This window comes from Sphingomonas sp. 2SG (assembly GCF_005503285.1).
Classification (GTDB): Bacteria; Pseudomonadota; Alphaproteobacteria; order Sphingomonadales; family Sphingomonadaceae; genus Sphingomonas; species Sphingomonas taxi.
On record NZ_SCMZ01000013.1, the window covers coordinates 1 to 20,777 of the forward strand.

The window sequence follows — 20,777 nt, forward strand, 5'->3', positions numbered from 1 at the left end:
GAACGGCGAGCAGCTGCCGCTCCTCAACGGCTTTCCCTGCCGGCTGATCGTCCCGGGCTGGTATTCGACCTACTGGGTCAAGATGCTGAACGCGATCGAGGTACTGCCCGGCCTTGACGACCAGTATTGGATGGCCAAGGCCTACAAGATACCGGCGACACCCGGCGCGAATGTCGCGCCCGGTGCCAAGGACTTCCCGACCGTGCCGATCAATCGCATGATCCCGCGCAGCTGGATGACCAGCCTGCCCGATGGCCAGGCGATCGCCTATGAGGCGTCGATCCCGGTCGGCGGCATCGCGATGGGCGGCGATTGCGGCGTCGCCAAGGTCGATGTCTCGTCGGATGGTGGGCGCACTTGGTACAAGACGACGCTCGGAGTGGACGAGGGCAGGTACAGCTTCCGTCGGTGGGATGGTCGCGTGCCGCTGAGACGCGGTCCCAACCCGATCATGGTGCGCTGCTGGAACACCAATGGGGTCGCCCAGCCGATGAAGCCGATCTGGAACCCGGGCGGGTTCATGCGCGGCAACATCGAAACCACCACCATCATCGCGGCCTGAGGAGCGAGTAGCATGAAGACCCCGTCTACCGGCATCATGGCCGCTGGCCTGATCGGCCTGACCGGTATTATCCTCGTCTCGATCGGGGCGCCGAGCAGCCGCAAGGCGCCTGCCCCGATCTCCGAGACATCCGAGCCGGCACCGCCCACCAGCGTCTCAGCCCGCGGCTTTTCGCTCGCCTCGACCAGCGTCGACCTGCCGGTCGATGACGTTACCTACCCCGATGGTCCGCACGCCGACGTCATCAACGCCAACTGCACTTCGTGCCACTCGGCCAGCATGGCGCTGACCCAGCCTGCGCTATCGGCGGATCAGTGGAAGGCGACCGTCACCAAGATGCGCGAAGTGTACAAGGCTCCGGTGGCCGAGAAGGACGTCAACGCGATCGTCGCCTATCTCATCGCTATGCCGAGCCACAACCGGCACCCGCGACAGGCAAGGCACAGGATCCCGACCCCAAGGCGGCTCCCGATGCCTCAGGTGGAACAGGCTAACCGATCTCCTTCCATAATCCCGAAATACCATCGTTTGTGGGACGGTCGCCAGCAGTGAACTGCAACGCGCCGACACTGCCTTGCGAGCGGACAGAAGGAAGAGCTTCAACCCTCAATGAAGCTTCATCGGTGCCGTTTGGTAGGGTGCAGTTTGGTCCTCCTTGGTTAGGACTCCAGGCGGACCAAAGGGCCAATCCGAGCTAAATTCTTAATGTCCCTTTTTGGCGGAAATCGGACCGGCCAGAGTAGGAACGCAGAGGGTATACCCAAAAGACACCAATTGAATCGATCGACGTTGATGGCCGAAAGGCGAGGGGGCTCCGGCGGTCGATGGGGTCGCAGTCGTTCAACAGCGTCAACATGCTGCGCGTTTTGGAACGCTGGATGCGTATGGTGACGATTCCCAACCAGTCGTCGGTCGCCAAGGCGTTCGATGAGTTCGATGCGGCCGGCCGCATGAGGCCGTCGAGTTATTACGATCGGATCGTGGACGTGATGGAAGAGCTTGCGCGCTTCACGGTGCTGCTACGTCCACATACCGCTCAAACGGCGATCGCTATTCCGAGCGAAAGGAGGCGGGAGTGCCCATCAATGCTGCAACCGATTTGTCCAGCATCGAGCAGCGTTAAGCGACACTCGCCTTTGGAGCACGTTCTAGATCCTTCCGTCGCTCTCCGGCTGCCAACGTCTTTTTACGATGAGCCGCGATGAACCGTCGCAGCTCCATCAAATCCGTTTCCATTTGCGTTCGGTCTGGCGCATCGATTTGCTTCCCCGCCGCTTGGTCGTGACCAGAACGCTCTGACGCTCGCTTCATAGCAAAATAGATAACCCGATAGTCCTCGTCATCGATATCGACCATCTTCAAACTCTGTGTCTTAACGTCCGTCCCAAACCGTTCTACGACCCCGCCGAGGACAATCTCCTCAACCGCTCGTTCCCAGGTTTCACGCAAATCGGTGTAGAACTGTTTGGCGATCTTTCGAAGCTCGTCACTATCCGGCGCCAGGTTATCGGGAACAGCTTTGAGCTGCGCATCTAGTGCACGCTCACGCTCTTTAACCTTTTTCGCAATCCAAGGTTGGTCGTCGACTGAAACAAGGCCGAAACCTTGCTCCGACTGCTGAATCAGACAAGGTAGCGCAGGCACCTGAGGATACCTGTCGGCACATGCACGAAGCACTTCCTGATAAAACAAAAGATTGTGCGTGAAGATGATGACCTGCCGGCCGCGTGCAGCCTCGGCCACGAAACGATTTGCGACGCGTCGCATCCGCTGGTGATCGAGGCTGGTGACCGGATCGTCGACAATGATCGCGCCCTTACTCTCGCTGACGTGTGCATCGGCGAGGAAACACGCAATTGCTAGCGCTCGTTGTTCGCCTTCGCTGAGCACGCTCGACTTCTTGGCCCGGCCACCGCTGTCGAGCGCCACCTCAAAAAAGCTTTTTCCGGATGCGCTCTGTTCGGTGAAGCGCAACGGCACATGCTCGATGCCAAGAGACGCAATCTCACGCTTGATACGAGCGCTAAGCTCAGGAGTAACAAGTTCGCCCCGAAGTGCCGAGGCAAGCTTCGACACAGGGCGCGTATTCAGGGCAGATACGCACGACAGATAGCGTTGCCGGTCGGCGAGTCCGTCCCGCCTAGCGATTAAATGATCGACGCATCCCGCCAGCGTTTCGCGGTCCCGCAACTCGAGTTCTAACGTAACCGACGCATCATCGACACCGCCGCCCTTTTCGAGTGCATCGGCCCGTTCGATCATGCTCTCCCCCGCTCTCTGAAGCGCGAAGATCGGCGCGATCACCGGCAAAGCATCCATGGCAGCTCCGCCACCAAGATGTTCTAACAACCTATCGCGGTGCTGGAGCAGTGCTTGGCTCGCTACGGCAGCAGCGTCGGCCGTTATTCGAGATTCATCATCATGATCGCGGAACTCCGCAAGCGCTTGGCGAACTTGTTCCTCGGTATCGATTCGCAGCCCGCGCAGCTCCGTCACGCGAGCAGCTACAGCTTTCTTGGCTACTTCGACCGCAGCAGCTGCCTCGCCCGCGATGAAAGCATCGAAGGCGTTCATGCGTTCGCTTGCAGCTTCATCCAATGGCCTTTGGCAGAGCATGCAAGGATCGCCGACGGCAAACGCACCGTCGTCTGGAACGATGTTGGCTTCGGCAGCAAACCGGCGTGCAAATTGGAAAAGGGTCTGCCAGGTTTCGCTACCAGTGACGGCTATAGGAAAGCGACCGGCCTGCTCCGCTGCGAAGGCATCCGCTGCGATTCGCGCCTGCCCTAGAGACTGGAGCAGATCCGCGTCGCGCACGATAGCAGGTCGCCCTAGCGGTACGATCGTCGCGACGAGACGGTCAGTGACGGCTTTTACGGCATGCCCAAGGCGCCGCAAGGTGCGCGCCTGCGCGGCCGGGCCAGAAACAAGCTGGCGGCGTACCTCAGAGAGTTGCACCGCTGCTACGTCATCCCACGAGGCAGCAGCACGCAGTTGATCGGCTGTCGGAAGCTTAGCGAGCGTGGTCGACGTCGTCAGCAATCCAACTAGTGCGCCAGCCACTGTGCTTGGTGCGAGCTGGACGGGGATCGCGCCACCATGCGTTACGTTCAATCGGTCAGCTGCTGTCTGGCAGCGCTCGGCAGCAAGGCCATACAGCTGGCCCATGACCGTGAGGCACCGCACTTCGGGCGGCAAGAAGAGTATCTCTGCCTTGTCCTCGACATAGAGCCGCGCGTTCGCCGTATCGAGGAAGGTCATCTGGACGCATGCGTCAGGAAGCTCCGAACCCTCGGCCCAGTTGTGCGAAACAGGCTCCGCGTCGCCGGTCTTTGTGGAGAAGGTGACCTCTGCGGGGCCGCTGGTCACCGAGTCAAAAACGTTGCCTTGAAGAACGATCGGAACACGAGACGTACAGAGCCGTCTTGCCGCCCTGGCGTAGCCGCTTTTGCCAGATCCATTCTCGCCGAAGACGATGGTCAGGCCATCAAGCGCGAATTTTAGCTCTTGGCCCGTTGCAAGCCGATCAACATGCGCCAGTGGCCCGATCGAACATAGCAGGGGAGTCTCCATGGCTTTTCCGACTGCTGCGACGCACCCTTCTTCGAAAACCATGCACTCTGGTTCGCCAGCGGATGCAATTCCGTTGGCAGCCTGAACGCGGATCGCGATCGCGTCGGCGTCCTCAGCGGTTGCCACGCCGGCGATGGCGGCGCGATGCAAGGCATCAGCGATCCACGCCTCCTGCCCGGCGACCCACTCCTGCAGCTTCCCCAATTTACCTCTCCCTCGGACTCTGAGGCATATTTACCCGCCGGTTCGTGACCTATTTAGCTTAAAAAGGCGGCCCAGTATTTCGTCCTCGCCTAGCCGACCGCCACACCAATCGTCTCCCCAACCGTAGGCGTCGGCAACAGCGGCATCGAGCGCCGCATGCGCATCGAGCAGCCACTGGCGCGGTTGGTTGTAGAGGTTGGTGAGTGTCCGCTCACCCAGCTCTGCAGCCGCACTCTCGCTACGGGGCACAATGCAATCGGGGAAACCGCCGACCACCTCGGGCCGCGAGACAGCAAGGTCGCCGGGATTTAACCAAGCTCTTCTGAGTTCATCCAGACGGATAGCGGCCGTAGTGATGGCGGCCGCGTGCGGATGATCGGCTTGCTGAGCGACTGAGACGTCCGGGGTGAGTCCGTTCGGAAACGGAAAGGTCTCGAATCCAAGAGACGGCGTATATTGGGGATCGTTCCCGACGCCGTGCCACCCGCCAAGTGCAAGTGACCATAACTCGTGGAACTTCGAATGGAGGATGCCGAAGGTAACGTCGTCGTCCCGACAAACGATGACCACTCGGCTGTCAGGTATGACCGAGGGCGGCGCCCAGACAAACAGCCTGTGCTTGGCGACGCGGGGAGTGAAAATAGCACGTGTCAGCCCGGCTACGGCCTTTCTTATGCCCGGCACGGTCTCGCCATGCTGCCACCAGAACGTCCTCCGCCGCTCGCGGCGGTTGCCATCACGAAAAGGTTTCACAACGGCGCGAACGTGTTCGAAGGGAGCCTCGTAGAGTGCGGCATCGCCCTGCGACATCGTCCCGAAGTCGATGATCCACCGGTCGGAGGGCCTGCGGGTGATATCCCTGCCGTTCATTAGCGGGCGCACGACGTCGGCGTTGGGGCGCCCATTGGGATTGATCGGCATCTGCAGCCAACGCCTCGCCTCAACGCCCTCAACGTCGAAGCTGCCAACCTTCACAGGACCTTGAAATGCGACATCCCGATTTTCCGCGAGTGGCCGCGCCGTCGTCAGGTCGACGCCGCCACGCTCGCCTGAAAGGTCCGCGAATATGGATGAAACCGGTAGCCCGTCGAGCATGACCGCGCTGTCGGCCCTTCCCTCGAAACAGACGAGCGAGACGCGGACCGCTGCCCCCTCTACGGTCCACTCTTCGTCACCCCAGGCTTCGAAGATACGTCCGCGCTCCACCACCGGCTTGAGAACTTCTCGGTTCTTGCCGCCACGGATGCTGTTTGTGGCCACGAACCCCACTCGGGAGGCGACGCCTTCGTCGACCATCAACCAGGCTTTGGCGAACCAGTAGCATACTAGGTCCACCCCACCGGGAACGGTCGGCCAAGCGCGTCGCAACGCGACTGTGTAATCCTCTCCCAGCTCGCCGATCATCTTTTTGTTGCCGAGGAAGGGCGGATTTCCGACCACCGCGTTCGCTAGGGGCCATTCTGCGGCAGAGCCATCATCAGCAAGAACGGCATCGCGGCACTCGATAGTCTCGAGAGGCCTTAGAATAGGATTGCGTGACGCAGCGAAGCCATTGCGGCGCATCCATTGGATCTCGCCGATCCACACCGAAACACGTGCAAGCTCGGCAGCATAAGGATTTAGCTCGATCCCAAGGACGCACTCAGGGCCGACCCGAGGGAAGCCCCGCGACAGGCCTAAAGTTTCGGCATCTAGATTAGCCTTGTGCTCTATGTCCTTCAGCGCTCTAAGGGCGACGTAGAGGAAATTGCCTGATCCACAGGCGGGATCCAGCACACGAAAGGCGGCAAGCCGCTGAACGAAGCGCTCATGAACAGCCTGTGCTTCCGTGAACGCACGCGTGCGCCTGCCGAGATCGGCCCCGCGGAGCAGCTTGTCACTAGTCTGGCGAGGCGCGGTTTTCACCAGCTTGGTCATGTGAGCGAGCGCGTCCGCCCATTCGGCCTCTAGCGGCTCAATAACGACCGGGCGGACGATCATCATGATCTTGTCGCGATCAGTGTAGTGAGCGCCAAGCTGGCTGCGTTTCTCAGGATCCAAACCGCGCTCAAACAGTGTGCCGAGGATCGACGGATCGATCTGTGACCAGTCTTTTCGCGCCGCGCGAAGGAGCTGCTCAATATCCTCGCCATCGACAGGCAGCGCGGCTTCGTCGGAGAATAATCCGCCGTTGAACCATTCGATTGACGTGAATCCTACGGTGCCGCCGGGTCGGGCCATCGCGCCAAAGAGCATGGACGCGTGGTCTACAAACCTGCCGGGATCGCTTCTGCTGACCTCTAGCATCTTTGTGAACAGATTGTCCGGCAGAAGTCCGACGTCCTCGGCGAACATGCAGAAGACTAGCTGATTTACGAAATGCGCGACCTGGCGTGGATCGAAACCGCGGTCACGCAACCGCTGCGCTATGCCGGCGAACTCCTTGGCGGTCTCTTCGGTCAGCTCCTGCCGCGACTTCGCGGGCTTGAACTGGTCGGAATCGATGAAAGCAGCTCTGAGTCTATCACGGATTGCTCCGTCGGTGAGGTCGTCGAGAGAGAACTCGTGCGTTTCTTGGACGCTGTTAGTCCAATTTGTCCGGATAATAATCCGATCCATGTCCGACACGATCAGCAGCGGTGGGTTCTCAAGCGCCACTGAATATTGAAGGAGTTGGCCATAAGCCCGGTCTAGGTTGGCGTGCCGCCCCTTGTATTCCCACCCGAAGCAGCCGCGCCGCCAAACGTCAGCCCAGCCATTACCACCGTTGGTCTTGTTCGCCCCCTTTTCGAACGTGAACCATTCGCCCCTTGGATCGGCGGATACTGGGTCCTCGATTCCGAGTAGGGCACACAGATCGTTAAAGTGACTCTGTGATGCCGATCGCTCCTTCAACTCGACATTGCGCCACTTCTTGAGAAACTCCTGTGGTGTCATTTTGCCCCATAACCGGCCAAGGACGCTCGAAACCCCTGCCTCTGCCTCCATGTCTAATGCGTCGGGCTGTCTCGGCAACCGAAGAGCGCGAAGACGTGACCTTTGCGGGAGCGTCTCGAATGAACGAGGGCCTTTCGAGCAGCGTGCGGGCCGCCGGAAGGGCTGGGGCTGGGGGGCATTCTCGGCATCGGTGAACACGCGCGCGTCGCAGCCGCTTGGCACGTTGAAGCTGCATCCTAGCGCATCGAGCTCACCCCAAAAAGCAGATCTTCACCCCTCAATCGAGCTTCTGCGGTGCCGTTTGATAGGGTCGGTATGGTCTTCCTTGGCTAGGGCTCCAGGAAGACCGACGGGCTATTTGGGTCCAAATTTTAGACGTTTGTTTTCGGCGCAAATCGGACCGGCCAGCGCAGGAACGCTGAGGGTATGCTCAAAACGCACCGCCGCGAAATCAATCAATGGTGCGGTTCAGGCCACGTTGGAAACAGGGGGAGGGGTGAGCTGCTGCCGGTTCCGCGGACACGAGGTTACCCCTGGAGCTTCGAGACGGAGATCCTTGATGGCGGCTATGTCGAAGAGGTGTTCAATCTGGATCCGGGCGGCGGTTGGCGCAGTGAACTGGTTCACCGGCTCCCTGGCGAAACCTACCACGTCGACGCCGCGCACATTCACCGCATCGTCGAACTGCCAACCGGCGAGTGCTGGACTCTCGTTCGGGCTGGTCCCCACACTCGGGAAACCCGGTTCTGGCGGTTCAGAGATATCATCCAGTCTCGGGCCTGGCATGAGCGACGGTGGACGCGCTTCGGATAAGCCGTCACGGGCCGTCGAACCGCAATGTTCAAGTCGGTATTCGCCGCGGAAGCACATCGCTTGAGAGCCGCGACTCTCGGATACGGCTCCCGGGGACGAAGCCGTTCTTCAGACTCGGCTTGTTTGAGCGCTGACGAATTTTAGCGGCTAAAAACTGAGTTCGGCAGAGTCCGCGGTCGCAACGGCATTAGCGGATTGTATCGGTTAGATAATCGATGCGAATTTACCGTTCATTCCATCCCTCTGATCCAAAACTAAACGAAAGTCTTTGTACGTTACTTATTGGGGGCGGAGCGCCCTTTTTCCAAAAAAATTTCATCTTCTGTTTGTCGTCCAAATGGTTGTCATTGATGACAGCGCGGACGGCTTGGATAAATTGACCATGACTAAAAACGTATACCAGCGCGTTGGGCGGTAAGGTCGAAAGCCTTCCAAGCGCCGTTTCGGCGCGGCGAAGCAGCGTTGCGAAACTTTCTGCGCCTTCTCCATCGCAATACGTCGGGTCGGCGGCGCTCCAGAAGCGCTCCAAATAAGGCATCCTCGTAGAGCTGAGGGTTCCGTTCCATTGAGAAGGCTGAAGGTAAGTGAATTCTTCGATCGGCCAAACTTCTACTGGAACGCTGTGGAACCGCTCGATCGTAGGTGCTGCCGTCTGCTGAGTGCGAAGGTATGGCGAAGTGACTATCAGCGACGGTGTTTCATCCCACACCGCGGCAACATCACGGGCCTGCTGCCAACCAAGGTCGGTGAGCTCGATCAAGGAAAGGTCGTCGCTTGGCATTCCGGCATTTCCGGTGCTCTGACCATGCCGCACAAATGTCGCTCGCACGTGAAAATATGCCCTCTGCAGATGAAGTCATATTCATACAGGGCATCGGGCCGTTGCCCATAGTGTCTGTTTCTGCGATCTACGATGTGCGGCACGGTCAATCCCGTCCGTGGGGCGTCGTAACCCCGTTGAAGGCGTAGTCCGGTCGAGTTTCTCGGCCGGGTGGCTGCCGCGTATGTCCAAGGCTCCGCTCAAAGGCGGCAGCGCCTTGTGCTACGCGCGGGGTTACGAACACCCGGCTTCGGACCGGGGCCCCTGTATGTGCAGGAGGCGCGTTTGTTGAGATTGCCAGATAGCGAAGTTGACTTCGATGCTGTCGCGAGCCGCCTGTCGGCGATGCTTGGAGTGCTAGAAGTGGAGTTCGGCCTCAATCGATTTGAGGGCGCCATGGCTGCCATGCTCGTAGGAGCGAGCGACGTCGGACTTGCTGAGGTCAAGATCATGCAGAAGGTTCTTCGGGATTATGCGGCTATTGCTTCAGCCGCCGAACGAGATGCAAAAAAGCGAGGACGGGAGACCGTGTCTTGCGGCGCGTAAAGCTGGCTAAGGTAGAGTCGGGGCAAGATAAGTAGCGACGGGGTCGGCATATCTGAAAGGGATATGCCTTTGATCGCCGCGCATAGCCCAGCTTTTCCACATCCCAGCCTCGGCGCAAAGGCCTATGAAGTTGAACGGCCACCCCTCTAACAAACACGCTCCGATTGCGATCATTCGATGCCTGTCGGACGTTGAAAGATTCTCGAATGCCGAACTTTTGGTCGAACGAGTCGGGGGCGAGGGGTCGCCGCCCGAGTGGCGGGTTACAGTTTCCCTTAGCCGCGCTGACCGTGGATTCGATGACACGATACTGAAGACCTGCCTTAGCAAATCGAAATACGCCAAGGGATGTAGGTCGCGAAGCGGCGGCGGTAGCGTTCCGGTGCCATAAGCCACGGCACGCATAGTATGTTCGAGCTGGAGCGCTCTCGAATCTCCGAAAGTGACCGGCGATTTCCGGCGATCAAACCCGCACTGGTGACACTCAGGATCAACGCCGCGATGGGGCACGGCAGGCTCCCCGCAATAAGTGCATCGATCGTGAAGCATTATACCGTGTTTCGAACAAGAGGTTGAAAATGCCAGGCGCCAGTCTAGCCGATAGTATGGGTGGGCATCCTCCCTCAGGCAGACAGGGCACCATTGCTGACCGCCCAATCGACGGGTTCGATGATATACCCCAAGTGGCAACACCCAACGGGTCGCGACCTTGACGCGCACGTGCTCAAACACGATGCCTTCGAATGCACGAAGCGTCGTTTTTTCCAGAAGGGCTATATTCCGTCCTGTTCGCGAGGCGAGCGACAAGAGCACCTCGGCAGGGGCGATGGCATCGGTGTCTCTGTTCCAAAGTTGCCGACCCGGCCACAGCAAATGGCAAAATGTCTGAATCTTCCCGCTGTTTCCTAGCGCTAAGCGCCGTAACCACGACGAGAATAGCTCGTTTGGCTTCGGGCTTGGTCGCCAGGGAAGGAGCTCGGTTGCGGTCAACCGCGATGCCCTAAAACAGCTTCAGCCGCTCGCCGTCTGTTCTCGGGGGCAACCCATCCCAGACCATCCAACAGATTAGTGTCGATACGCTCCGCTCCTGACCGTATCGCTGTCTCAGCGGCTTCTCTAATTAGGCGAACGATCTCGCCGATCGTTCCCCCGGAAAGGCCTACGATACGCTCTATCATCTCTGTTTCCGACAAGCTCGATTGTCGTCGGAGTGGTAATGTGGACTCGATCGTGTTCAGGAGCACTTTACAGGCTTTGTCGTTTTTCCATATCGGAAGTGGCCAGTGTTCAAAGCGGTTGGTGAGTTGTTCGTCGGATTGCAGTGCTCTCAAGGCGGATGCTAGGCCACATCCTATAATGTGTATTTCAAGTTCGTTTGAGATATAGCGAAGAAGATTTAGGAAATATCTTTGCTGTTCAATCCTTCCGCCATGTATATTATGTAGCTCGTCTATAATTAGGACTTTAAGTCCGACAATCTTGCATATTTTTAGTGTTTGAGCCTGAACGTGGCTAAGGACCGCTGTCCGTTGTATCGGGACATGAAGTTTCTCGAGAATGGCGAGGTAGAATTGTCGAGCGTCGGGGGTCGGCGGCATCTGAATGTAAATTACGGGGCAGATCACCGCATCCGCATCTTCGTCATGGACTGGCAAATTTGCGTCGGTGAACCGGCGCACGAGCATGGTCTTTCCATTGTTTGTAGCGCCTGCGATAAGCATACTTGCAGGCCGATGCGATCTCGGGCTGTGCAGAAGGGCATTCATGCGGATCAAGATGCGCTTCGCTGTCCCATAGGACACGAACGGCTCTCGAGATAGCGAGCCGACCCGCTCATCGTCAGAACTGTTTAAAAGCTCCTTAGCGGTCGCAGTGAGTTCGCGGACCCGATTGGTCATTCATCGACCTCGTAAAATTCGTCGCCTTTTAGATCATCGTCAATGATGCGACGCCAAGGGGATGCCGAAGCAGGCTCATGACTGTCGAGACGGGTTTCCGAGTATTTTTGACTGATTCTCGCGCCTGTCTGGCGCTCTTTCGCCAGCCGGTTTTTTCGCGAGGCTTTGCGAGCCTCTAACGATTTCGCAACAATTTCTCGTTGAAGCTCTGCGGCTTGAAACAACGCTGTTTCGTCATAGCCGCGTTGGCCACTAGCGCGCAGGTGCTTGCGAGCATTTTCCAATTCCCATGCCGAAATACTCGGGCGGGATATATCGCGCGAGCGTACCGGATAATAAACATTATCGTCGGGACAAAGAAACCAGATACGCGAGACATCACGGGGATCACGCCGAACAACAAATTTGGTCTGGCATTGATCGTCCAGATAAGGCCTAAGGATATCATCCATGTAGTGGATGCCACCCCACCGGATGCCCCGGCGGTTCACTGATCGGCGCTCTATCGGCAGGAAGTCTATCAATAGCCTTGCGGGATCGTTGATTGGCGTTGGGATGCCTCTACCGGCTCGCTGCTGATCTCCAAAAATACCAGCCTGCCAACGCGCGTTCGGCGTCATTCCGTGATGGCTATGGATTTTGCAATGATAATGACCCGCGATGAAGGTCGCGAGCAGTAGCTCCAACTCTTGCATCGTCAGCGATGCGCCTTTGGCGGGATCAACGTCACCGCGTTCAGCTATCGAGCCGCCGGTCGCACCGGGCAAGGTTCTCAGCGATCGCATTGCCGTACCGATCACTCGCTCTACGATCCCGCCAAAGTGGGGCATCCCGCCGGGACGGAAGTTGATCACCATGCCCCAAGATCGACAACCCAGCTCCACGGCTTCGGATCGAAAATCCGATCCATTGTCAGTGTAGATTTCGTCGGGCCGGCCATACGGAAGCCATTTGGGGACGAGCCCGATCCGTGCTGCCCACCCGTCTTTCGGTAGAATGCTATGGACTAGGCACAGCCCGACCGACGTGGACGATGGCGCTTCTAGTGAAAGATAAAAGCCCAGCACGGCTCGGGAATATTCGTCAATCGCAACTGTCACCCAAGGCCGCTCAAGAGGCTGACGCAGCGCTTCATCCACGACAATAAGATCGACGCGTGTGTGATCGATTTGGATTCGTTGCAGGGGGAACTCGGTTTCGGGCGTTGAGCCTGACACCAAACCAAACTGTTCGCGCGCTCGCTTCGCACCTTCACGCGATCGTACAATTTGCACCGCTGGGATGGCTGCTATGCGCTTTCTCACAGTCTTTTGGTTGGGCAGCGCAAGGCCGAGTTGTTGAGCGCGCCGACGTATTTCCAGAATCGTCTGAGTGATAGTGGGTCTCATACGACTGAGGTGATAAGAAGCGATCACCTCGGCCATAATAGCCTCGACACGTGCATCGACCATGCTCCTGCCGAGCAATGAGGAGCGTCTACGCGGAGCCAAGTCTGCGAGCCGCCGCGACGCACCGTATCTTTTCAGTAAGGTAAATACGGTTCGAATTGAACAGTTTAGCTCTTCAGCCGCAATGCGTACCTCCCGATTCGTTCGCTTGGGGAGTGCGAGCAGCCGATCCAACACTGGTTTTCTAAGCGTCGCGATCCTGAGCCGTTCGGGCGATGCCATAATGTCGTCGCCGTCTACGGTTCCAGAGATCATCGCTTGTCCCAGCGGTATTACCTGTTTCGTCAAGTCTGTCACGGTACTGGCTCCGATGACGTCTGGAGAGGGCAGAAGCGGCGCCAGTGCAAGCTATCGTTCCCCATAGTGTAGTCAATCGGCGGTAAGATCCGGTCAGAAACTTGCGCACAGTGCATCGAACCGATGGCGATCCACAGGCGGCCTCAAGGTGAAGCCGGGCGAGGTCAGTCTCGCGCATCTCGGCGTGCTGTTTCTCGATGAGCTGCCCGAATTCCAGCGCGCGGTGCTCGATTCGCTGCGTCAACCGCTGGAAGCCGGCGTGGTCAGCGTGGCGCGCGCCAATGCGCACGTCACCTTTCCGGCGCGCGTGCAACTCATCGCGGCGATGAACCCGTGCCGCTGCGGCCATCTCGGCGATGCGAGCCTCGCCTGCGCACGCGCGCCGCGCTGCGCCGCCGATTATCAGGCTAGGGTGTCGGGACCGCTGCTCGACCGGATCGACCTGCACGTCGAGGTCGCCGCCGTGACCGCGACCGATCTGATCCTGCCGCCCCCGGTGGAAGGCTCGGCGGAGGTCGCCAAACGGGTCGCCGCCGCCCGCGCGATCCAGAGCGAACGCTATGCGCACGAAGCGATCCGCACCAACGCCGAAGCCGACGGGGCGCTGCTCGACCGCGTCGCCACGTCGGAGGAGGCCGGTCGCCGCCTGCTCGCCCAAGCGGCGGAGGCGATGCGCCTGTCGGCGCGCGGCTATACGCGCATCCTGCGTGTCGCGCGGACGATCGCCGATCTCGCCGGCGCGGAAACCGTCAGTCGCGTCCACATCGCCGAGGCGCTGAGCTATCGCCGGCGTGCCCCGATCAATTGACGGCGGCGATCCGTTCGGAAGACGCGGTGCGATGGTGCATCAGGTCGAGGCACTGGCTGAGCAGCGCGGCGATGAGGCAATCCCCCGTGGCGTCGGCCTCTTGCAGCGCGCGCATCAGCTGCTGCTCCAAATTATCCTGCTCGACCATCATACTGCCAGCACCATCTTGAAGCGGAGCGGCAATCCAGCACGGCTGGCGACCTGTCCGCAACGACATGGATTAGCATAACGGACTCGTGGTGCTAATCCAAGACGCTTGCGATCCCTTCGCCAATTGGCTACCGGCCTTTGCCTCGTCACCGGGGTCCGGTTCGCGGACGCTGTCCGGTGATCGCTCCGGGTGACGAGCAGGGCCGTTCCGGTTACTTGCGGTGCCTTCAGGCGCTGCGAATGCGGGTTGAGTAAGCGGCTCCGTGCGGGTGTGGTGAAATTGGTAGACGCGCGGGACTCAAAATCCCGTTCCGCAAGGAGTGTCGGTTCGAGCCCGACCACCCGCACCATTCATGTCAGCCTGGATGCCGAGAGGCGGGGGTGGCAACGTTGATCCCTTGTCCCGGATCTCCGGCCCGCCGCGGGGCGAGGGGCCGTGATCGCTATCCCCTCGCTCAGAAATCCTTGCGCAGCAGCAGTCCGCCGTAACGGCGGTCGTCGCGGGGGACGAAGCGGACCGTTCCGGCGAACGTCCCCGGCGCGAGGAAGCTGGCGTAGGACGTATCGGTGATGTTCTTGACATAGGCCCGCAGCTGCCAGCCGTCGGCAGGGCGGACCAGCGCGACGCTGGCGTTCCAGATCGCATAGGCCGGCTGGATCGTGTTGGCGGTCTCGCTCAGCGAATATTGCACCTTGCTGCTGAACGTCACGTCGCTCTGCAGTTCGAACGCCAGGGCGTCCGACAGCGCGAAGCGATAGGCGGCATTCTCGTACAATTTGACGCGCGGCGCATAGGGCAGCGGCTGTCCGTCGACGTTGCAGCTCACCGGCGCACCCGGCGGGCAGAGGAAGTCGCGCACCTTGGCATCGGTATAAGCGCCCGACAGATCGACGGTGAAGCCCTTGGCCGGTCGCAGCGTCACGTCCGCCTCGACGCCGCGCGAGCGGACCGAACCGGCGTTGATCAGCCGCGTCACCTGCGCGCCGTTGACCACGTCGGCGAAATTCGCCTGATAGCCGTCGAACGTCGTCGTATAGGCGGCGAGGCTGTAGCTCAGCGCGCGATCGGCGGTGCTGCCCTTCAATCCGATCTCGAACGAGTTGGACGTTTCCGGGCTCAGCGGCAGTTCGTCGAGCGGGGTGGTCGCGTTGAGCGAGCGCATGTTGAAATAGACGTTGTAGGCCGGCCCCTTATAGCCCCGCGAATAGGTGAAATAGGTCTGCGCACGAGCGCCGAGGTCGAGTTGCAGGCCGAGACGATAGCTGTCGCCGCGCCGGTCGGTGCTGCCCTGCGCCCGGTGATAGGCGCGGATGCCGGGGCGATCGAGCGCCGGCGCGCCGCTGTTGGTCGGATCGGCCGACGAGGTGCGCAGATGGTAGAAGGACAGGTCGTCCCAGGTCGAGCGATAGCCGGCGATCCCGCGAAACGCCGTGGTGAAGTTGATGTTGGCCTCGCCGAACAGCGCATAATTGTCGTCGGTGATGCCATAGTCGGCGACGCCGTTGGTCGTCGTCTGCACCGTGCCGGCAAGGCTCGTCAGCGTCCGCGCGTAGACCTCGTCGGTCCTGGCGTGGAGGTAATAAGCGCCGACGACATAGTCGATCAGTCCACCGCGCGGCGAGGCGAGGCGCAGCTCCTGCGAGAATTGCTTGCTGTCGACGCGGCCGTCGTCGATCCCCTGCGGAAAGGCGGCGGTGAGCGTCGGCAGGCCGTCGTAATCCTGCTGCTGGTGGTTGAGCCACTGCCGCCACGCGGTGATCGCGGTGACGCGATACTCGCCGATCGCCAGTTCGGCGGTCAGCGAGCCGCCGTAATTTTCGTCGCGGACGTTGGTGTCGATATTGGTCGCCGCGACCCGATTGTCGGCCGATGGCCGCACCCCGGCATTGGCGAGCACCGCGGCGAGCGGCGCCGAGACGCTGACGATCCCGGTGGGGTAGGCGACCTGGCGCGTCGAGGCATAGACCGGGGCGACCGTCTCATAGGTGTTGAGGTAATCGCCGATCAGCGTCAGCTTGAGTGCATCGACCGGGGTCGCGACCAATTTGCCGCGCACGCCGTAACGGCGCGAGCCGTTGGTGTCGTTGCCGGTGGTCGCATTGCGGGTGTTGCCGTCGAAATCGCTGTAGAGCCCGCCGATCAGCGCCTGGAGCTTGCCCGGCACGATCGCGCCCGACACGCCCGCCTTGATGCGATAGTCCCGATCGGTGGTCGCGCCCGCTTCGCCGAAAGCGTGGAAGTCGTCGGTGGGATTGCGCGTGACGATGTTGACGACGCCCGCCGAAGCGTTCTTGCCGAACAACGTCCCCTGCGGCCCGCGCAGCACCTCGATCCGCTCGACCTCGCCGAGATCGAGCGTCGACTGGCCCGGCCGGGTCAGCACGACGCCGTCGAGCACGGTCGACACCGATGGCTCGACGCCGGGGGACGTGGTGATCGTGCCGATGCCGCGGATGAAGATCGTCCGGTCCTTGTTCGACGCGCCGCTGCGGAAACCGACCGAGGGGATTGCCGCGCTGATCGTCTCGACCGTGTTCAACTGCCGCTCGGCGAGCGAACTGCCGCTGATCGCGGTGATCGCGATCGGCACCTGCTGGAGGCTTTCGTTGCGGAAACGCGCGGTGACGACGATCTCGCCGTCCTGCGTGTCGCCCGGCGCGTCGGCCACTGGCACGGGCACGGGCGGGGGCGCGTCCTGGGCGAAGGCCGGCATGGCGGCGGACAGGCAGGTGGTGGCGAGCAGCGCGAACAAACGGTTGGCGTTCATCGAAATCCCCTTTGATCGCGCGACCTTATTATCCCTCTGCGCGCTGGGGTATAAAGAAGCATCGTGGCCCCCGACAGCGCGCCTTTATACCGCGTCCTCGTCCGTACCCTCCGCCAGCGGCTGCAGATGCGGCAGCAGCAACTGGATCCAGCCGAGCGCGGCGAGATAGGCGACGCTCGCGAACAGCAGCAGCGGCAGATAGCCGAGCCCGGCCGCCAGCGTCAGTCCGGCGACCTTAGCGATGCCGATGCCGCCGACGTTGCCGCAGAACGATCCGAAGGCGGTCACCCGCCCGACCCGGCGCTGCGGCACGATGTCGGCGATCAGTGCAAACAAATTGGTCGAGAAGGCCTGATGCCCGGCGAGCGCCAGCGCCATCAGCGCGATCGCCAGCGGATAATCGTGGATGAGCAGCGCGAAGGGGATCGGCACCACCGCCAGCGCCGCGACCAGCATGATGCCCTTGCGCACGCGGTTCACCGCAACCCCCTTGCCGAGCAGCCGCGTCGACACGCTGCCGCCGACCAGCGACCCCACCGCCGCGCCGCCATAAGCGATGGCGAGCGGCACGCCGAGCGCGACCCCCGACAGGCCGAACTGGCGATGAAAGAAATCGGGTAGCCAGAATAGCAGCAGCCACCAGGTCGCGTCCGACAGGATCTTGGCGCCCGCCACCGCCCAGGTCCGGGAATCGCGCAGGATCGGGCCGTCGAGCGCCGCCAGCGGCGTCGCCGTGGCGGGCTGGTGCGGCGTGAAGCGCACGCCGCGCGCCGCGATCAGCCAGCCGCCCGCCCATATCAGCCCGAACAGCCCGGCGGCGACGAAGGTCCCGCGCCAGCCGAACGCCAGCGCCACCGCGGGGATCGCCAGCGGGGCGAGGATCGCGCCGAGGCTGCTCGCCGCGTTGGTCGCGCCGAAGCCGGTCGACCGCCAGCGCGGCGACAGCACCGCGGCGACCGTCTTTGCGCCGGTCGGCGTCCCCATCGCCTCGGTCGCGCCGAGCGCGATCCGCACCGCGGTGAACTGCCCGATCGTCATCGCCCAGCCGTGCAGCAGCGCCGCGACGCTCCACGCCGCCACGCCCGCCGGATTGGCCCATTTGACGCCGAGCCGGTCCGCGATCCAGCCGCTGAACAGGAAGCCGATCGCCGCGCCGGTCTGGAACCAGGCGGCGAGCGTGCCGTAATCGTCGTCGCTCCAGCCGAGTTCGGTGGCGATCGTCGGCTTGAGCACCGCGATGATCTGACGATCGACGAGGTTGAGCACCCCCGCGGTGATCACCAGCGCGAACAGCAACCCACGATGGCGCGCGCTCAGCTCGCCTACCGTCCTCAATGCCATGGTCCATTCATACGCCCGACCATGAGCGGCCCGCGCCGGGGTGGCGAGGGAGTTTTTCTAAAGGACGCTGCGCCGTGCCGCATTGCGCCGCCGCGCCCGCTCCACCCGCTCAAGTAGTTGAGACAATTCCGATGATCGATGACGAACGCTTCCGCTCCTCCTGATCGAGATTTGGCCCCGCGATCGTCGATATTCGCGCAATGCGATTTGTCGACGCGCCGAGGCTTCGGCCCAACTATACTAGCAATAGGACGAAGTGATGCCGAGTGAAGTACGTCGGGGTGAGCGGATCAATCGTATGACTATTCAGGAAAAATGTCGGATTGCAGGGCTATCGGCGATCGCGCTGGTGCTATTCTGCGGCATCGTCGCCGGCTTCGGCATCGATACGATCCGGGTCGGCGGCCCGATCGCGCGTCAAAATCAGGAGATCAGCGACCTCGACGCGGACATCCTGCCGCCCCCCGCCTATGTCATCGAACCCTTTCTCGACGCGACGCTGCTCGCGCGTGATCCGGCGTCGCTGCCCCGCCGGCGCGCGTCGCTCGCCCGGGCCGAACAGGCCTTTCGCGCCAGCGTCGCCCGCTGGAAGGCGTCGTCGCTGTCGGAGCCGTCGATCCGCCAGCCGCTCGATCGCGCGGTACATGACGCCGAGCTGTTCTGGAGCGAGCTCGACCACGTCCTGATGCCCGCGGTCGAACGCGGTGACGCCGCGGCGATGCAGGCCAGCTACGCGCGGCTCGCGACGCTCTATGCGACCCACCGGCGGCATATCGACCAGCTCGTGATCGCCACCGCCAAGGTCCAGCAGGCGCTCGCCGAACACGGCCAGCGTCAGCTCGCCAGGACGATCGCATTGCTGGCGCTGATCGGCCTCATTCTGATCGCGCTGACCGCAGCGGCGCTCGCCTATCTGCTCCGTCGCGTGCTGAGGCCGGTGGGCGATACCGCCAACGCGATGCGCCGCATGGCGGATGGCGACCTTACGCTGCGTCTTGCCGGCGGCGATCGGGCCGACGAGATCGGCACGATGGTCGCCGCGGTCGAGGTGTTCCGGGTGGCGGCGCAGGCGCAGGTCACCAACGCGCGCAAACAGGACGCCGTCGTCCGCGAACTGACCAAGGCGCTGGGTGAACTCGGTAGCGGTGATCTGCGCTACCGGATCGGCGACGCGCTGCCCGACGAGTATCGCGAACTGGCGCGTTCGTTCGATGCCGCGATGGAGCGCCTGTCGCAGACGCTCAGCCGGGTCGCCGAGTCCGCCACGCGGGTGAAGGTCGCGACGGTCGAGCTGCGCAGCGCCTCGGACGACCTGTCGCTGCGCACCGAGCAGCAGGCGGCGGCGCTCGAACAGACCGCGGCGGCGATCCACGAGATCACCTCGGCGGTGAGCGAGGCGGCGAGCGGCGCCAACCGGACCGACACAATCGTCGGAAACGTCCGTCGCGAGACCGAGGAATCAGGGGGAATCGTGCGTCGCGCCGTCGAGGCGATGGGCGCGATCGAGCGTTCGTCGAACGAGATATCGGAGATCATCTCGGTGATCGACGGCATCGCCTTCCAGACCAATCTGCTGGCGCTCAACGCCGGCGTGGAGGCGGCGCGCGCGGGCGACGCGGGACGCGGCTTCGCCGTCGTCGCCTCCGAGGTGCGGGCGCTGGCGCAGCGGTCCGCGGATGCGGCGCGCGACGTGAAGGGCCGCATCCTAGCCTCGGGGGCGCTGGTGCAGGACGGCGTCGGCCTCGTCACCGATACCGGGCGCACGCTCGACAGCATCTTCGTGCGGATCGGCGAGGTCAGCGATCTCGTCTCCGGCATCGCCCGCTCGTCGGAGCAGCAGGCGAGGGGGCTTAGTCAGGTCAACGTCGCGGTCGGCGAGATGGACGGCATGACCCAGCAGAATGCGGCAATGGTCGAACAGGCGACCGCGGCGGCGCGCGAACTCGCCGCCGAGGCGGATGCGCTGGCGCAGGATGTCGACGGGTTCAAGCTCGACGCCAAGCCCACCGCCGGCCCGATCCGCGACGCGCGAGCCGCGCAGCTCGCGCTGGTTCATCCCGGCAACGACACGCCGTCGCTCGCCGCCAGCTGACCGCGGCCCTCCGGCGGCCGCGGGGCTGCCGGCTTGTCAATGAAAGACCGCAAGAAAATCGCTGCCGAATACGCCATGTGATATTGTAACCTTGCAGCAACCGGCCTAGATGGACGGCAGCAATGACGCACGGGACGCATATTGTACGCCGCTTCGGCTGGGCCTGGCTCGATCGCGCCGCGATCGCGCTGTCCGGCCTGTGCGTCGTCCATTGTCTCGCGAGCGCGGTGCTGCTGGCGATGCTGTCGGCGGCGGGCGGGCTGCTGCTCAACCCGATCTTCCACGAGATCGGCCTGACGATCGCCATCTTCCTCGGTGCGGTCGCGCTCGGCCGCGGCGTTCTGGAGCACGGCTATGTCATGCCCGCGTCGATGGGCGCCTTCGGCCTCGGGATCATGGCGGGTGCGATGACCCTGCCGCACGAAGGTGGCGGCGGTGCCGAAACCTTGTGGACGGTGATCGGCGTCGGGTTGCTGGCGTTCGGCCACGATCTCAACCGTCGCGCCGTCATCTGACGCCGCTTGTGATCACGGTCGACGCC

At 62.0% G+C, this 20,777-nt stretch carries 14 protein-coding genes, 1 tRNA gene and 2 pseudogenes; 8 read left to right on the forward strand and 9 right to left on the reverse strand.

Going from position 1 to position 20,777, the window contains the following annotated elements; genetic code table 11:
• The 3 genes and pseudogenes from FFS23_RS07440 to FFS23_RS20395 all read left to right on the forward strand — a co-directional run.
• Nucleotides 1–562: molybdopterin-dependent oxidoreductase (locus FFS23_RS07440; protein ID WP_171009410.1), on the forward strand; the 562-nt coding region annotated here is incomplete at its 5' end.
• 12 nt (nt 563–574) lie between these two features.
• The gene (locus FFS23_RS07445) at nt 575–1,114 is read left to right on the forward strand and encodes a c-type cytochrome (protein WP_249340578.1); all 540 of its coding nucleotides are present in this window, start codon (nt 575–577) and stop codon (nt 1,112–1,114) included.
• A gap of 269 nt (nt 1,115–1,383) precedes the next feature.
• Nucleotides 1,384–1,685 (forward strand): annotated as a pseudogene (locus FFS23_RS20395) (NADPH-dependent FMN reductase family protein); the annotation flags it as partial.
• On the opposite strand, the gene FFS23_RS07455 reads toward FFS23_RS20395, so the two are convergent.
• The 3 genes from FFS23_RS07455 to FFS23_RS07465 form a co-directional block, all read right to left on the reverse strand.
• Nucleotides 1,682–4,339 carry an AAA family ATPase gene (locus FFS23_RS07455; protein ID WP_137898096.1) on the reverse strand — a complete coding sequence of 886 codons (2,658 nt, stop codon included), beginning with the start codon at nt 4,337–4,339 and terminating at the stop codon, nt 1,682–1,684. The pseudogene FFS23_RS20395 and the gene FFS23_RS07455 overlap by 4 nt on opposite strands.
• A 30-nt stretch (nt 4,340–4,369) precedes the next feature.
• Nucleotides 4,370–7,255, reverse strand: coding sequence for a class I SAM-dependent DNA methyltransferase (locus FFS23_RS07460; protein ID WP_137898145.1), 2,886 nt, complete (start codon nt 7,253–7,255; stop codon nt 4,370–4,372).
• A gap of 1,036 nt (nt 7,256–8,291) precedes the next feature.
• The gene (locus tag FFS23_RS07465) at nt 8,292–8,897 is read right to left on the reverse strand and encodes a histidine phosphatase family protein (protein ID WP_137898097.1); all 606 of its coding nucleotides are present in this window, start codon (nt 8,895–8,897) and stop codon (nt 8,292–8,294) included.
• Nucleotides 8,898–9,173: 276 nt separating this feature from the next.
• Between FFS23_RS07465 and FFS23_RS07470 the strand changes: the two genes are divergently transcribed.
• A complete protein-coding gene (locus FFS23_RS07470) occupies nt 9,174–9,434 on the forward strand; it encodes a hypothetical protein (protein ID WP_137898098.1) in 261 nt (86 codons plus the stop codon).
• A gap of 6 nt (nt 9,435–9,440) precedes the next feature.
• Here FFS23_RS07470 and FFS23_RS07475 read toward each other — a convergent pair whose 3' ends face one another.
• Genes FFS23_RS07475 through FFS23_RS07485 form a run of 3 tightly spaced genes read right to left on the reverse strand, consistent with a single transcriptional unit; the run spans nt 9,441 to nt 13,077 of the window.
• Nucleotides 9,441–10,424 (reverse strand): TniQ family protein, encoded by a 984-nt coding sequence (locus tag FFS23_RS07475; RefSeq protein ID WP_137898099.1) that lies wholly within the window; start codon nt 10,422–10,424, stop codon nt 9,441–9,443.
• Nucleotides 10,421–11,332, reverse strand: a complete 912-nt coding sequence (locus tag FFS23_RS07480) for a TniB family NTP-binding protein (RefSeq protein WP_137898100.1) — start codon at nt 11,330–11,332, stop codon at nt 10,421–10,423. Before FFS23_RS07480 ends, FFS23_RS07475 begins: the two co-directional genes overlap by 4 nt.
• Nucleotides 11,329–13,077: a TnsB C-terminal domain-containing protein gene (locus FFS23_RS07485; protein WP_171009411.1), complete on the reverse strand. Its 1,749-nt coding sequence runs from the start codon at nt 13,075–13,077 to the stop codon at nt 11,329–11,331. The genes FFS23_RS07480 and FFS23_RS07485 overlap by 4 nt, the downstream gene beginning before the upstream one ends.
• A 106-nt stretch (nt 13,078–13,183) precedes the next feature.
• Between FFS23_RS07485 and FFS23_RS07490 the strand changes: the two are divergent.
• Nucleotides 13,184–13,885 (forward strand): annotated as a pseudogene (locus FFS23_RS07490) (ATP-binding protein); the annotation flags it as partial.
• Here the strand turns inward: FFS23_RS07490 and FFS23_RS20045 are convergent.
• Nucleotides 13,878–14,036, reverse strand: coding sequence for a hypothetical protein (locus FFS23_RS20045; protein ID WP_171009412.1), 159 nt, complete (start codon nt 14,034–14,036; stop codon nt 13,878–13,880). The pseudogene FFS23_RS07490 and the gene FFS23_RS20045 overlap by 8 nt on opposite strands.
• Nucleotides 14,037–14,300: 264 nt before the next feature.
• On the opposite strand from FFS23_RS20045, the gene FFS23_RS07495 reads away from it, so the two are divergent.
• Nucleotides 14,301–14,385: transfer RNA gene (locus FFS23_RS07495), tRNA-Leu, on the forward strand.
• A gap of 105 nt (nt 14,386–14,490) precedes the next feature.
• Here the strand turns inward: FFS23_RS07495 and FFS23_RS07500 are convergent.
• Entirely contained in the window at nt 14,491–16,803 is a 2,313-nt protein-coding gene (locus FFS23_RS07500; RefSeq protein WP_137898102.1) for a TonB-dependent receptor, read from the reverse strand.
• 84 nt (nt 16,804–16,887) lie between these two features.
• Nucleotides 16,888–18,144 carry an MFS transporter gene (locus tag FFS23_RS07505; RefSeq protein ID WP_137898103.1) on the reverse strand — a complete coding sequence of 419 codons (1,257 nt, stop codon included), beginning with the start codon at nt 18,142–18,144 and terminating at the stop codon, nt 16,888–16,890.
• Between the two features lie 298 nt (nt 18,145–18,442).
• Here FFS23_RS07505 and FFS23_RS07510 point away from each other — a divergent pair, with 298 nt between their 5' ends.
• Both FFS23_RS07510 and FFS23_RS07515 read left to right on the forward strand, forming a co-directional pair.
• A complete protein-coding gene (locus FFS23_RS07510) occupies nt 18,443–20,236 on the forward strand; it encodes a methyl-accepting chemotaxis protein (protein ID WP_171009413.1) in 1,794 nt (597 codons plus the stop codon).
• A gap of 122 nt (nt 20,237–20,358) precedes the next feature.
• Nucleotides 20,359–20,751: a MerC domain-containing protein gene (locus FFS23_RS07515; RefSeq protein ID WP_137898105.1), complete on the forward strand. Its 393-nt coding sequence runs from the start codon at nt 20,359–20,361 to the stop codon at nt 20,749–20,751.
• Nucleotides 20,752–20,777 lie beyond the last annotated feature (26 nt).

What these genes read in the sequence shown, in the direction of transcription:
- FFS23_RS07445 (WP_249340578.1), top strand. Translation starts at nt 575, where the DNA reads ATGAAGACCCCGTCTACCGGCATCATGGCCGCTGGCCTGATCGGCCTG.
- FFS23_RS07460 (WP_137898145.1), bottom strand. Translation starts at nt 7,255, where the DNA reads ATGACACCACAGGAGTTTCTCAAGAAGTGGCGCAATGTCGAGTTGAAG.
- FFS23_RS07480 (WP_137898100.1), bottom strand. Translation starts at nt 11,332, where the DNA reads ATGACCAATCGGGTCCGCGAACTCACTGCGACCGCTAAGGAGCTTTTA.
- FFS23_RS20045 (WP_171009412.1), bottom strand. Translation starts at nt 14,036, where the DNA reads ATGATGGTCGAGCAGGATAATTTGGAGCAGCAGCTGATGCGCGCGCTG.
- FFS23_RS07500 (WP_137898102.1), bottom strand. Translation starts at nt 16,803, where the DNA reads ATGAACGCCAACCGTTTGTTCGCGCTGCTCGCCACCACCTGCCTGTCC.
- FFS23_RS07505 (WP_137898103.1), bottom strand. Translation starts at nt 18,144, where the DNA reads ATGGCATTGAGGACGGTAGGCGAGCTGAGCGCGCGCCATCGTGGGTTG.
- FFS23_RS07510 (WP_171009413.1), top strand. Translation starts at nt 18,443, where the DNA reads ATGACTATTCAGGAAAAATGTCGGATTGCAGGGCTATCGGCGATCGCG.
- FFS23_RS07515 (WP_137898105.1), top strand. Translation starts at nt 20,359, where the DNA reads ATGACGCACGGGACGCATATTGTACGCCGCTTCGGCTGGGCCTGGCTC.